This window comes from Nonlabens agnitus (assembly GCF_002994045.1).
Taxonomy (GTDB): domain Bacteria; phylum Bacteroidota; class Bacteroidia; order Flavobacteriales; family Flavobacteriaceae; genus Nonlabens; species Nonlabens agnitus.
Genome location: NZ_CM009579.1, coordinates 1 through 14,154, shown reverse-complemented (window position 1 = coordinate 14,154; position 14,154 = coordinate 1). Strand labels below are relative to the sequence as shown.

Sequence of the window (14,154 nt, the reverse complement as noted above, 5' to 3'; positions counted from 1 at the left end):
GCCAGTAAGGCTGCCGTTAGGCGCCACCAGTAGTGGATCCGTGATCGTGATATCCGTCAACGTAGTCGCTCGGTGTTCGTTACAGTGAAGCTGTAGCTGATCGTCTCGCCCAACTGTGCGAAGCCGTCACCGTTCTCATCGTGAACGTGCTCTCCTTAAGCAGCAATATGTTCACTGTCATCCCGAAGGTCCGTATCCGTTGGATCATTCTCCAGGTTGCTTTGTCATCCGAAAGGTCGCTGACATCATCTCCATCAGGTGTCGTTCCCGTAGCCGTTAGCCTGGTTCGATACGCTCGCGCCATCGATGTCGGACTGCTGGATCGTGTAGCTTCCGCTAAAGGTCGTCGTGCCGTTGCTCCTGGTGCCAGTGTAGCGATGGACGCCAGTCAACGACCGTTGGCACCATCCAAGTAGTGGATCCGTTACCGTTACATTCGTTAGGGTCGTAGCACCACTGTTCGTCACCTCAAAGCTGTAGCTGATCGTCTCGCCAACTGAGCAAAAGCATCGCCGTTCTCATCGTTGAACACAGAGGTCTTGATGATCGATATCTCGCGTCCTCAGGAAGTTCGTATCCGTTGGATCATTCTCTAGGTTGCTGTTGTCATCCGAAAGGCGCTGACATCATCTCCATCAGGTGTCGTTCCCGTAGCCGTAGCCTGGTTCGATACGCTCTGAGCATCGATGTCCGACGCTGGATCGTGTAGCTTCCACTAAAGGTCGCCGTGTCTACCGTCCTGGTGCAAGGCTCGCGATAGGACCGCCGGTAAGGCTGCCGCTTGGCGCCACCAATAGTGATCCGTTCCGTCACATTCGTTAGGGTCGTAGCCCACTGTTCGTTACCTCAAAGCTGTAGCTGATCGTCTCGCCCAACTGAGCAAAGCCGTCACCGTTCTCATCGTTGAACAACAGAGGTCTTGATGATCGATATCTCGCTGTCCTCAGGAAGATTCGTATCCGTTGGATCATCCTCCAGGTTGCTGTGTCATCCGATAGGTCGCTCACATTCATCTCCGTCAGGTCGTTCCCGTAGCCGTAGCCTGATTCGATACGCTCTGAGCATCGATGCCGACTGCTGGATCGGTAGCTTCCACTAAAGGTCGTCGTGTCTACCGTTCCTGGTGCAAGGCTCGCGATCGGTCCGCCGGTAAGGCTGCCGCTGGCGCCACCAATAATGATCCGTTACCGTCACATTCGTAGGGCGTAGCTCCACTGTTCGTTACCTCGAAGCTGTAGCTGATCGTCTCGCCCAACTGAGCAAAACCATCGCCTTCTCTCGTTGAACACAGAGGTCTTGATGATCGATATCTCGCTGTCTCAGGAAGATTCGTATCCGTTGGATCATTCTCCAGGTTGCGTTGTCATCCGAAAGGTCGCTCACATCATCTCCGTCAGTTGTGTTCCCGTAGCCGTAGCCTGGTTCGATACGCTCTGCGCATCGATGTCGGACTGCTGGTCGTGTAGCTTCCGCTAAAGGTCGTCGTGTCCGTTGCTCCTGGTGCCAGTGTAGCGATGGGACCGCCAGTCAACGTACCGTTGGCACCATCAAGTAGTGGATCCGTTACCGTTACATTCGTTAGGGTCGTAGCACCACTGTTCGTCACCTCAAAGCTGTAGCTGATCGTCTCGCCCAACTGAGCAAAGCCATCGCCGTTCTCATCGTTGAACACAGACGTCTTGATGATCGATATCTCGCTGTCCTCGGGAAGGTCCGTATCCGTTGGATCATTCTCAATTGGGCTATTATCATCAGAAGTATCCGTGACATTATTATTATCAGGATCTTGTCCAGTAACAATTGCTTGATTCGTGACTTGCAAATTATCAATATCTGACTTGCTGGATCGTGTAGCTTCCGCTGAAGGTCGTCGTGTCTATCGCTCCAGGTACAAGGCTCGTAATAGGACCGCCAGTCAATGTACCGTTTATTCCTTGTAATAATGGGTCAGATAAAACAATGTTAGTAATTGTCCTATTACCTGCATTTCTTATAGTAAATGAATAACTGACAGTTTCACCAACCTGAGCGGACCCATCTCCATTCTCATCATTAAAGGTTCCTCTCTTAATAAGGTTAATCGCATCGACCGCATCGTAAGATGTTATAGTCGGATCGTTTTCGAAATTACTATTATCATCTGATAGATCCGTGACATTTGAATTATCGGGATCTTGTGCTTCGACGGTCGCTTGATTGCTGACCTGTGATGCGTTTACGTCAGTTAAGGATAAAGTATAAGTTCCTACAAACGTATTCGAATCACTTTCGCCAGGTACAAGGCTCGCAATAGGGCCACCCGTAAGACTGCCATTTGGTGTAACCAATAACGGGTCTGCAATAATAACGTTCGTTAACGTAACATTTCCGGTATTTGTTACTACAAAAGAATAACTTATAGTTTCGCCAACCTGCGCCACTCCATCATTGTTCTCATCGTTGAAAACCCCTATTTTAATCAAAGATATTCTACCATTTTTAAGAAGGTCCGTATCCGTTGGATCATTCTCCAGGTTGCTGTTGTCATCCGATAGGTCGCTGACATCATCTCCGTCAGGTGTCGTTCCCGTAGCCGTAGCCTGGTTCGATACGCTCTGAGCATCGATGTCCGACTGCTGGATCGTGTAGCTTCCACTAAAGGTCGCCGTGTCTACCGCTCCTGGTGCAAGGCTCGCGATAGGACCGCCGGTAAGGCTGCCGCTTGGCGCCACCAATAGTGGATCCGTTACCGTCACATTCGTTAGGGTCGTAGCTCCACTGTTCGTTACCTCAAAGCTGTAGCTGATCGTCTCGCCCAACTGAGCAAAGCCGTCACCGTTCTCATCGTTGAACACAGAGGTCTTGATGATCGATATCTCGCTGTCCTCAGGAAGATTCGTATCCGTTGGATCATCCTCCAGGTTGCTGTTGTCATCCGATAGGTCGCTCACATCATCTCCGTCAGGTGTCGTTCCCGTAGCCGTAGCCTGATTCGATACGCTCTGAGCATCGATGTCCGACTGCTGGATCGTGTAGCTTCCGCTAAAGGTCGTCGTGTCTATCGCTCCTGGTGCCAGTGTAGCGATCGGGCCGCCGGTAAGGCTGCCGCTTGGCGCCACCAATAGTGGATCCGTTACCGTTACATTCGTTAGGGTCGTAGCTCCACTGTTCGTTACCTCGAAGCTGTAGCTGATCGTCTCGCCCAACTGAGCAAAGCCGTCACCATTCTCATCGTTGAACACAGAGGTCTTGATGATCGATATCTCGCTGTCCTCAGGAAGATTCGTATCCGTTGGATCATCCTCCAGGTTGCTGTTGTCATCCGATAGGTCGCTCACATCATCTCCGTCAGGTGTCGTTCCCGTAGCCGTAGCCTGGTTCGATACGCTCTGCGCATCGATGTCGGACTGCTGGATCGTGTAGCTTCCGCTAAAGGTCGTGTCCGTTGCTCCTGGTGCCAGTGTAGCGATGGGACCGCCAGTCAACGTACCGTTGGCACCATCAAGTAGTGGATCCGTTACCGTTACATTCGTTAGGGTCGTAGCTCCACTGTTCGTCACCTCAAAGCTGTAGCTGATCGTCTCGCCCAACTGAGCAAAGCCATCGCCGTTCTCATCGTTGAACACAGAGGTCTTGATGATCGATATCTCGCTGTCCTCAGGAAGATTCGTATCCGTTGGATCATTCTCTAGGTTGCTGTTGTCATCCGAAAGGTCGCTGACATCATCTCCATCAGGTGTCGTTCCCGTAGCCGTAGCCTGGTTCGATACGCTCTGAGCATCTATGTCCGACTGCTGGATCGTGTAGCTTCCGCTAAAGGTCGCCGTGTCTACCGCTCCTGGTGCCAGTGTAGCGATGGGACCGCCAGTCAACGTACCGTTGGCACCATCAAGTAGTGGATCCGTTACCGTCACATTCGTAAGGGTCGTAGCTCCACTGTTCGTCACCTCAAAGCTGTAGCTGATCGTCTCGCCCAACTGAGCAAAGCCATCGCCGTTCTCATCGTTGAACACCGACGTCTTGATGATCGATATCTCGCTGTCCTCGGGAAGGTCCGTACCCGTTGGATCATTCTCCAGGTTGCTGTTGTCATCCGATAGGTCGCTGACATCATCTCCGTCAGGTGTCGTTCCCGTAGCCGTAGCCTGGTTCGATACGCTCTGAGCATCGATGTCGGACTGCTGGATCGTGTAGCTTCCGCTAAAGGTCGCCGTGTCTACCGCTCCTGGTGCAAGGCTCGCGATCGGTCCGCCGGTAAGGCTGCCGCTTGGCGCCACCAATAATGGATCCGTTACCGTCACATTCGTTAGGGTCGTAGCTCCACTGTTCGTTACCTCGAAGCTGTAGCTGATCGTCTCGCCCAACTGAGCAAAACCATCGCCATTCTCATCGTTGAACACAGAGGTCTTGATGATCGATATCTCGCTGTCCTCAGGAAGATTCGTATCCGTTGGATCATTCTCCAGGTTGCTGTTGTCATCCGAAAGGTCGCTCACATCATCTCCGTCAGGTGTCGTTCCCGTAGCCGTAGCCTGGTTCGATACGCTCTGCGCATCGATGTCGGACTGCTGGATCGTGTAGCTTCCGCTAAAGGTCGTCGTGTCCGTTGCTCCTGGTGCCAGTGTAGCGATGGGACCGCCAGTCAACGTACCGTTGGCACCATCAAGTAGTGGATCCGTTACCGTTACATTCGTTAGGGTCGTAGCACCACTGTTCGTCACCTCAAAGCTGTAGCTGATCGTCTCGCCCAACTGAGCAAAGCCATCGCCGTTCTCATCGTTGAACACAGAGGTCTTGATGATCGATATCTCGCTATCCTCAGGAAGATTCGTATCCGTTGGATCATTCTCCAGATTGCTGTTGTCATCCGATAGGTCGCTCACATCATCTCCGTCAGGTGTCGTTCCCGTAGCCGTAGCCTGGTTCGATACGCTCTGCGCATCGATGTCCGACTGCTGGATCGTGTAGCTTCCACTAAAGGTCGCCGTGTCCACCGATCCAGGTGCCAGTGTAGCGATCGGGCCGCCGGTAAGGCTGCCGCTTGGCGCCACCAATAGTGGATCCGTTACCGTCACATTCGTAAGGGTCGTAGCTCCACTGTTCGTTACCTCAAAGCTGTAGCTGATCGTCTCGCCCAATTGAGCAAAGCCATCACCATTCTCATCGTTGAACACAGAGGTCTTGATGATAGATATCTCGCTGTCCTCAGGAAGATTCGTATCCGTTGGATCATTCTCTAGGTTGCTGTTGTCATCCGATAGGTCGCTGACATCATCTCCGTCAGGTGTCGTTCCCGTAGCCGTAGCCTGGTTCGATACGCTCTGAGCATCGATGTCCGACTGCTGGATCGTGTAGCTTCCGCTAAAGGTCGTCGTGTCCGTTGCTCCTGGTGCCAGTGTAGCGATGGGGCCGCCGGTAAGGCTGCCGCTTGGCGCCACCAATAGTGGATCCGTTACCGTCACATTCGTTAGGGTCGTAGCTCCACTGTTCGTTACCTCAAAGCTGTAGCTGATCGTCTCGCCCAACTGAGCAAAGCCGTCACCGTTCTCATCGTTGAACACAGAGGTCTTGATGATCGATATCTCGCTGTCCTCAGGAAGATTCGTATCCGTTGGATCATCCTCCAGGTTGCTGTTGTCATCCGAAAGGTCGCTGACATCATCTCCGTCAGGTGTCGTTCCCGTAGCCGTAGCCTGGTTCGATACACTCTGCGCATCGATGTCCGACTGCTGGATCGTGTAGCTTCCACTAAAGGTCGCCGTGTCCACCGCTCCAGGTGCAAGTGTAGCGATCGGGCCGCCGGTAAGGCTGCCGCTTGGCGCCACCAATAGTGGATCCGTTACCGTCACATTCGTTAGGGTCGTAGCTCCACTGTTCGTTACCTCAAAGCTGTAGCTGATCGTCTCGCCCAACTGAGCAAAGCCGTCACCGTTCTCATCGTTGAACACAGAGGTCTTGATGATCGATATCTCGCTGTCCTCAGGAAGATTCGTATCCGTTGGATCATCCTCCAGGTTGCTGTTGTCATCCGAAAGGTCGCTGACATCATCTCCGTCAGGTGTCGTTCCCGTAGCCGTAGCCTGGTTCGATACACTCTGCGCATCGATGTCCGACTGCTGGATCGTGTAGCTTCCACTAAAGGTCGTCGTGTCTATCGCTCCTGGTGCAAGGCTCGCAATAGGACCGCCTGTCAATGTACCGTTGGCACCATCAAGTAGTGGGTCCGTTACCGTTACATTGGTAAGGGTCTGGTTACCCGTATTAGTTACAGTGAAGCTGTAGGTGATCACCTCGCCTACCTGCGCTCTACCGTCATTGTTATTCGCTGCCGTTCCGCTGCCACTATCAGTGAAAGTTCCCGTCTTGATGATCGCAATGGAAGGAGCAGAAGGAACCGTAGTTATCGTTGGATCGTTCTGTAGGTTGCTGTTGTCATCTGAAAGGTCCGTGACTTGTGTGTTCTGTGGGGTCGTCCCTGTAGCCGTAGCCTGATTGCTGAATCGACCAGAGTTAATGTCTGCCTGGGTAACTCTATAGCTTCCCGTAAAAGTCGTAGCGTTGGTTGCTCCTGGCGCAAGGCTCGCAATAGGACCACCCGTAATCGAACCGTTTGGCGCCACCAATAATGGATCCGTAACCCTAACATTGGTAAGGGTCTGGTTACCCGTATTCGTTACAGTGAAGCTGTAAGTGATCACCTCGCCTACCTGTGCTCTACCGTCATTGTTATTCGCTGCCGTTCCGCTGCCACTATCAGTGAAAGTTCCCGCCTTGATGATCGCAATGGAAGGAGCAGAAGGAACCGTAGTTACCGTTGGATCGTTCTGTAGATTGCTGTTGTCATCCGATAGATCCGTGACCTGTGTGTTCTGTGGCGTCGTCCCTGTAGCCGTAGCCTGATTGCTGAATCGACCAGAGTTAATGTCTGCCTGGGTAACTCTATAGCTTCCCGTAAAAGTCGTAGCGTTGGTTGCTCCTGGCGCAAGGCTCGCAATAGGACCACCCGTAATCGAACCGTTTGGCGCCACCAATAATGGATCCGTAACCCTAACATTGGTAAGGGTCTGGTTACCCGTATTCGTTACAGTGAAGCTGTAAGTGATCACCTCGCCTACCTGTGCTCTACCGTCATTGTTATTCGCTGCCGTTCCGCTGCCACTGTCGGTGAAAGTTCCCGTCTTGATGATCGCAATGGAAGGAGCAGAAGGAACCGTAGTTATCGTTGGATCGTTCTGTAGGTTACTGTTGTCATCCGATAGATCCGTGACCTGTGTGTTCTGTGGCGTCGTCCCTGTAGCCGTAGCCTGATTGCTGAATCGACCAGAGTTAATGTCTGCCTGGGTAACTCTATAGCTTCCCGTAAAAGTCGTAGCGTTGGTTGCTCCTGGCGCAAGGCTCGCAATAGGACCACCCGTAATCGAACCGTTTGGCGCCACCAATAATGGATCCGTAACCCTAACATTGGTAAGGGTCTGGTTACCCGTATTCGTTACAGTGAAGCTGTAAGTGATCACCTCGCCTACCTGCGCTCTACCGTCATTGTTATTCGCTGCCGTTCCGCTGCCACTATCAGTGAAAGTTCCCGTCTTGATGATCGCAATAGCACCGTTTGTTGTCAAAGGAGTGATCGTAATGTCATCGGGATTACCATTACCATTGGTATCAACGTTTGTGTTGTTTCCAGGGTCATCAGACAAATCGGTGATTGTATCACCAGTTGGATTTGTTGAAGTTCCTGAAATTTGATTCAAAACTCTTCCCGCGTCAAGTTCTGGCTGAGTAATAGAGTGTGTACTAGTTAAATTTACAGATGCTCCAGCAGCAAGAGACGCTATCTGAGTCTGACTAAGAGTACCATTGTTATCTGTAAGAGAAATATTGGATAAGGTGGAGTTACCTGTGTTAGTAACAACTACATCGTAAGTGATCGTTTGATCTACTGAATTATAAGTACCAGGCCTATCTGCTTTTGTAATCGCGAGAGAAGACCCTACGATAAGTAAAGCTGAATTACTATTAACATTTGAACATTTATATGACGAGCTAGTTACTACAACTCTGTAAAGATTTCCATTAAATGAAGCAGGTGCATTTGTTACTGTAAGCGTATTCGTATTTACACCACTGTAATTAGCATTATTAGAAATATTAGTAAACGCTCCTCCTGTACTTACCTGCCATCTATAAACAGGGTTACTTCCGGTTACCGCAACACTAAATTGGTTGGTATTATTACCTGCTATAATAGCCGTATCGTTTTGAGGCTGCGAAGTAATTGCAATTGGGGTACCAGCTTCTCTCGCATCTGAAGTCCCATTGTTATTTCCGTCTGCTGGTCGTACGTTATAATTAGTTCCAGCTGCATTCACTGTTTGACCGCCGCCACTTGTCACCAAACCATTAGCGTTAACCGTAACTGGCTGTCCACCTACTTGACCATCACCGTCAGGATCTTGAAAGCCACCTTCAATAACGTCAGTACATCCATCGTTGTCTGCATCTCTATCTATTCTATTTGGGAAGGCGTCATTATCATTATTAGCAGTGTTACCACCTTCGTCAACATCAGTTATCCCATCATTATCATCATCTAGATCCACAGAATCTGCAACACCATCACGGTCAAAGTCAGGACCATCAACGAAATCACGGTTAACAATAGAAGCTTCAAAAAGCCTCACATTAATTCTATTATCGTTCGCACCATCCACGTCAGATACTGAAGCCAATGCAAAGCCAGTTGGAACATCAGTAGCAGGATCTACCTCTCTTACTACAAAATCTTCAAAACCTAAAGAAGCATTACGAGTTACTTGAAACTGATAACTTCCATTCGCACCTGTGGTGGTGGTGGCAATTAAAGTCCCGTCGGGTCGCTCCAACCTCACGGTAACTCCTGAAATAGGCGTACCGTCATCCCTACGAACAGCACCACATATCAAAGGCTGGGTCACAAAAACCGTAACTGGCTGTTGAAATTGAGCTCGCTCTAATACTAATGCAAAAAATCTATTTGATTGCGTACCTGAACCTACCTTTCCAATTCGGTATGTAAATGAGTTCCTATTCTCATAATAATTACTAAAAGTATAACGAGGGTCTTCATCAATAGGCTCAATAGGAGCTGATTGATTATCTACGTTTCGTCCGCGAATAATATTAGCATTACGTGTAATATCTATTTGAGTAACTGCAGATCTTGTAAAGGCATCGGTTAGAGATAATTCAGCAAACTCCTGAATTCCGGGACTTCCATCAATATCGAACGGTGTTGCAAAAAAGCAGACATCATTCGCAGCCCTATTGGTACCAGACTCAACAAGCCTAATTCTAAACAAAGCGCTAATTTCTCCAGAACTTGTCGCTGAAATTCTTGGCTGAAATGCTCTAGGCAATCCATCTGAAGATACATCGATATCCAAAAGTGAAGTATTATTCAGTTCAAGTATCTCCACTAAAACATCTATTGCAGGATTTTGGTTGATTGATCCCGCAGCATTGGCAAATCGATAACGAGTACCGACTGCAAGTGGAGCCCCACCATTATCAATTGTAGGTGTAGATGAAAAGGAAACGACATCAAAACAGTTCTCCCTTAAACAGGAACGTGATTGACCTATCGCAGTAAGCGAAGACAATCCAATAATAAATAATAGTAAAAAATGTAGTGAAGATTTTTTTACAAAAGTAGAGTTGCTCATTGACTATTTGATTAAATGATTCAATAGCACTAAATAAGGGAACTCACCCAATTGCAAAAACAAAATATGTGCAGCTGATACTAATCCCCTAACTTTAGTAACATTGCTTCAAGGCATATCGCCTCTAAGACCAACAAAATTACTCTAATTACTGACGCTCACAAATACTTTCGCTTTGCTTGGGAATTAAACGATAAAAGTATAGAATACCTAAAAAAATATAACTTAAGTTAAAGAATATCAATGATAGGTGTTGCATTCGACTGAAAAAGATCAAAACATCCAAAATATTCAACCGTTAAACACCAGATTTTAAAGAATCACGCTTTCGCGAAAGCGTACTCAGTTTTACTTGCAACTAGCTAATAATCAATAGATTCATTAGGTTTTTTCCTACAATTTAACAAGATGAAGGAATCCAAGGAAAGTCTAATAAAGTTTGATGCTGTGCTAAATTCTAGAAAAATAGCACAATAAAAAACCCTTCAGTTTCCTGAAGGGTTTGTAGTAGCGGGAACTGGACTCGAACCAGTGACCTTCGGGTTATGAGCCCGACGAGCTACCTACTGCTCTATCCCGCGATGTAAATGTTATTTTTCAACTTGGCGAGAAGCCTGTAAGTAATAAGCTTACCTGAAAAACGTCCCTTTCTTTCGATTGGGATGGCAAATATACAACCATTCCGTTATTCCTGCAAGCTAATTTTGTGTTTGATGGATCGGCATAGTTAAACTATTCTCAAATGACAATAGCTTAGGATATTAGCAATTGAAGAATGAATAACTTCAAAATAAAAACCATGGATACCCAAGTAAATACTGAAAAATACCTGCAAAGCATTCTAGAGAAAACATATGATGCGCAACGAGGTTATGCCAACGCCGCCGAGGTTACTGAAAATGTACAACTCAAACGTTGGTTTGCCCAACAAGGTGCCAGACGCACTCAATATGCCGCGAGCATCGCTGGCGAAATGAAAGGAATGAACGAGCATCCAGAATTTGACGGTTCCTTTCAAGGTGATGTACACCGTAGCTGGATGAATATCAAGGCCGCATTAAGCAGTAATAAGGATGAAACCATTCTTGAAGAATGTTTAAGGGGTGAAAATGCTGCCGTAGCAGAGTATTCTCAAATTCTAGAACATAAAAACGAGCTGCCACAAACTATTGTAAGTGTTCTTGAAGCCCAAAAGGATGAGATAAACGCCACCATTAACCAAATCAAAAGACTTGAAGATATTGCAGACCATCTAGATGATTAAGAAATAAAAGACTCTATCAAAAGCCGCTCCTCGAGCGGCTTTTTTATTGGCCTATTTCTTTAGCTTCAAAATGGAGCAGTTCTCCATCTTCAAATTGCACTGTGATTTCTATGGGGTTGCAGCACACCTCACAATCCTCGACATAGGTTTGTGAGTAGGCAGGATCCAGCAGCATACTTATTTCCTGCCAGCAGTGTGGACATGAAAAGAAGTATTCTATCATAAAGGCTGTGATAAAAGTTCGCCAGCCAATTGCAGGAGCTGTATTTCTGCAAGCTTAGCAACATACTTTGCTTGATTGCGAGTGGTTCGGGCGTTGACCAAATTAATTTGGGCTTGACGTAGTTCTATGCTTGTAATTTGCCCCAAACGATAACGTTCTTGAGATCTGTCAAAATTGTTTTGATTGGTCTCTACGTTCTGGGTTTGCAAATTGTAAATAGCAATGGCATTTTGATAATTCCCTCGAGCATTTGCGATGTCGCGCATCACTTGCTTTTCAGTTTGCTGTAAACGCAGACGTTCATTTTCAGCAGTGATTTTTGCATTTCTAATGCCTGTGATGGAACGACCGCCATCAAAAATGTCCCAAGTAAGCGTGGCGCCTAAATTGATGGCATCACTGGTACTCGTCCTGGATGGGAAAAACGCACTTTCTGGATCTTCTGACCTATTCCAACCGTAGCTACCGCTCAGACCTATTCGAGGTAGGAGCAATGCTTTGGCGGTATTCACATCCCATTCGCTTATCTGGACATTGCTACGCGCGAGCATGAGCCGTACGTTATCGTCCACTTCTTCCAAATAACTAATCACCTCTAATTCTGGCTTAAGAGTTACCAGCGTGTCAACCGTAAATGCAGCGGCATCAATCTCTCGATTCATGACGAGATTCAGATCCCTTTTGGCATTTTCCAGGTTCTGTTTGGCATTCAGGATATTGATGCTGTCTGTCGTGATATCAACTTGTGCATTGAGCACCTCAAGTTTATTGACCTGACCGTATTCAAATTGATATTTGGCACGCGTCTCTCTTTCGCGAGTATTGTTGAGTGTCTCTCGAAATATGCTAAGATTTTCAGTAAGTCGGGCAACTTCATAATACACCGTCATGAGCTGCACGGTGGTGCTTTCAATAACTTGTCTTACCTGCAGATCAGTAAGATTATATTGTTCCTGTAAGATCTTGTAGTTATAAAACCTACCCAAACCATCAAACAGCAAATAATCTGCACCTATACTAGCATTATAACGCCGTGAAATTTGATCATTTAGAATTACCGGAGCTCTAGGCGGAACGAGCACACCGTTGTCATCCCTTGTTGAACCAAATTCCGTTCGATTGTCCGTATTACTATAGTTCGCACCAGCGGTACCGGAAACAGTAGGCAGATAACCACTATTGAGTATATCCTTATTATTATCTGCAACCTCAAGTTGGTTTTCAGAGATCTGGATATCAAAATTGTTTTGCAACATGAGCTCAACGGCTTGTTGCCTGGATAATAAAGGTTCTGGTGCTTGTTGGGAATTCGCTTTCGCGAAAGCGAACAAAACCACCATCAACCCAACTATTTGAAGCTTCTTATTCATCTTTCGTATCGTCAAATTCATCTAGTGCTTCCTCTTCTTTGGCGATGCTCGTAACAGATCGCTTACTTACTTTTTCTCCAGTACGCAACCAATGGATCCATACTTTACTATTGTTCCCAAAACTGAGGAACAACGGCAGCAGCAACAAGGTCAAAACCGTAGCGATCCCTATACCGTAAGAGATGGAAATTGCCATGGGTTTGAGGAATTGTGCCTGACGACTCTTTTCAAGCAATAGCGGTGCGAGTCCAGCAACAGTGGTCAACGAGGTCAAAAATATAGCGCGGAAACGACTCTTACCAGCCTCAAAAAGAGCATCGTCAAAGTCCAGTCCTTCTTCAATCAACGAATTGAACTTACCAATAAGAACAAGTCCATCATTTACCATAATACCGATCAAGGCTATGATTCCCAGCATGCTCAGGATATTCACCGGGAAGCCATGAATCCAGTGTCCCCAAGCGACCGCCACAAAACTGAAAGGGATCAATAAAATCAACATAATAGGTTGCGTCCCACTACGGAAGGTGAAAGCAATCACAAAGTAAATGATGAGTAAAACTAGCGGGAAAATAAAGCTGGCACTACTAGAAATCTTTTCCGCTTCTCGAGCCTGTCCACTCAGGTAGTTAGGTGAGATCGTTGGATACTTTTTCTGTAACTCTGGAATGATATTATCCTGAATATCAGTGAGCACGTCCGTCGCGCTTTGATTAGGATCCTTGAGGTCTGCGCTCACCAGTATTTCCCTACGACCTTCCAAGTGGTTGATGACCACATCACCACGCTCAATGGTATAGTCTGCGATGTCCCGCAACGGCACTCGATCACCAGCTGGTGTCTGAATGCGCAGTTCATCCATATCCTTGATACTGTTACGGTTGTCCCGTTCATAACGTACCCAAACCCGTATCTCATCCTGGCCGCGCTGGAAACGTTGTGCTCTTGACCAAAAATGCCGAACGCACCTGGCTCATCACAGCTCTGGAATTAAGTCCCAATGCATATGCATTGTCATTTAATTCTAACTTTATTTCCTTAATTCCTGCGGGATCGTTATCCTCAATATCCTTGAGCAACGGGTTTTGACTCAAGATTTCCTTGAAATCTTCGGTAGCTGCTTTAAGCTCCTCAATATTGTTACTTAACAACGAGACTGATACTGGACTACCACCAAAATTTCCTCCAGAACCAAAGTTCAAGGTCTCGGCGCCTGGAACGACACCTACCAGTTCCCGTAGCCTATTGGCAACGATGGGAGATTTCAATGCTTCTGGTCTGGTTTCTCCAGGCAATAAGTTAATGGATAAGTTAGCCGAAGATGATGACGTTTGTGATTTGATGATATTCTCAAAAAGCATGACACTGTCACCATACACCTCATCGGTCAAATATTCTTCAGTTAATTCTTTATTGACAATTTGTGCCTTTTCCTGAATGGAACTTATAATGCTGTCTGTAATGGATTCTGCAGTTCCATTAGGCATTTCCAATGTGACCGAAACCTGGTCACTTGAAATTTGAGGGAAGAGTCACTCCTATCACGCCACCACCAACAGAACCAATAGTCAACAGTAAGGCAGCAACAAAGAAAGCAAAGGTTAAAACTGATTCTTT

General features: G+C 47.2%; 9 protein-coding genes, 1 tRNA gene and 1 pseudogene. 1 reads left to right on the top strand and 10 read right to left on the bottom strand.

What is annotated here, in order from left to right:
- Positions 1-79 precede the first annotated feature (79 nt).
- The 7 genes from BST86_RS14795 to BST86_RS00025 all read right to left on the bottom strand — a co-directional run bounded on the left by BST86_RS14795 (position 80) and on the right by BST86_RS00025 (position 10,261).
- Positions 80-304, bottom strand: a complete 225-nt coding sequence (locus tag BST86_RS14795) for a hypothetical protein (protein ID WP_172443275.1) — start codon at positions 302-304, stop codon at positions 80-82.
- A complete protein-coding gene (locus BST86_RS00040; RefSeq protein ID WP_172443274.1) occupies positions 255-467 on the bottom strand; it encodes a DUF7507 domain-containing protein in 213 nt (70 codons plus the stop codon). The genes BST86_RS14795 and BST86_RS00040 overlap by 50 nt, the downstream gene beginning before the upstream one ends.
- A gap of 351 nt (positions 468-818) precedes the next feature.
- Positions 819-1,013 (bottom strand): hypothetical protein, encoded by a 195-nt coding sequence (locus BST86_RS14695; protein ID WP_146126668.1) that lies wholly within the window; start codon positions 1,011-1,013, stop codon positions 819-821.
- Positions 1,014-1,111: 98 nt separating this feature from the next.
- Positions 1,112-1,255, bottom strand: coding sequence for a hypothetical protein (locus tag BST86_RS14790; protein WP_172443273.1), 144 nt, complete (start codon positions 1,253-1,255; stop codon positions 1,112-1,114).
- Between the two features lie 138 nt (positions 1,256-1,393).
- Positions 1,394-1,822, bottom strand: coding sequence for a DUF7507 domain-containing protein (locus BST86_RS00035; protein WP_172443272.1), 429 nt, complete (start codon positions 1,820-1,822; stop codon positions 1,394-1,396).
- A gap of 4 nt (positions 1,823-1,826) precedes the next feature.
- Positions 1,827-9,680 (bottom strand): DUF7507 domain-containing protein, encoded by a 7,854-nt coding sequence (locus BST86_RS00030; protein WP_105981480.1) that lies wholly within the window; start codon positions 9,678-9,680, stop codon positions 1,827-1,829.
- A 508-nt stretch (positions 9,681-10,188) separates the two neighbouring features.
- Positions 10,189-10,261, bottom strand: a tRNA-Met gene (locus tag BST86_RS00025).
- 194 nt (positions 10,262-10,455) lie between these two features.
- Between BST86_RS00025 and BST86_RS00020 the strand changes: the two genes are divergently transcribed.
- Positions 10,456-10,944 (top strand): ferritin-like domain-containing protein, encoded by a 489-nt coding sequence (locus BST86_RS00020; RefSeq protein WP_242446415.1) that lies wholly within the window; start codon positions 10,456-10,458, stop codon positions 10,942-10,944.
- Positions 10,945-10,987: 43 nt separating this feature from the next.
- Here BST86_RS00020 and BST86_RS00015 read toward each other — a convergent pair whose 3' ends face one another.
- The 3 genes and pseudogenes from BST86_RS00015 to BST86_RS00005 form a co-directional block, all read right to left on the bottom strand.
- Entirely contained in the window at positions 10,988-11,167 is a 180-nt protein-coding gene (locus BST86_RS00015; protein WP_105981479.1) for a CPXCG motif-containing cysteine-rich protein, read from the bottom strand.
- Positions 11,164-12,537: a TolC family protein gene (locus BST86_RS00010; protein WP_105981478.1), complete on the bottom strand. Its 1,374-nt coding sequence runs from the start codon at positions 12,535-12,537 to the stop codon at positions 11,164-11,166. The genes BST86_RS00015 and BST86_RS00010 overlap by 4 nt, the downstream gene beginning before the upstream one ends.
- Positions 12,530-14,154: pseudogene (locus BST86_RS00005) on the bottom strand (efflux RND transporter permease subunit); the annotation flags it as partial. The gene BST86_RS00010 and the pseudogene BST86_RS00005, both read right to left, overlap by 8 nt.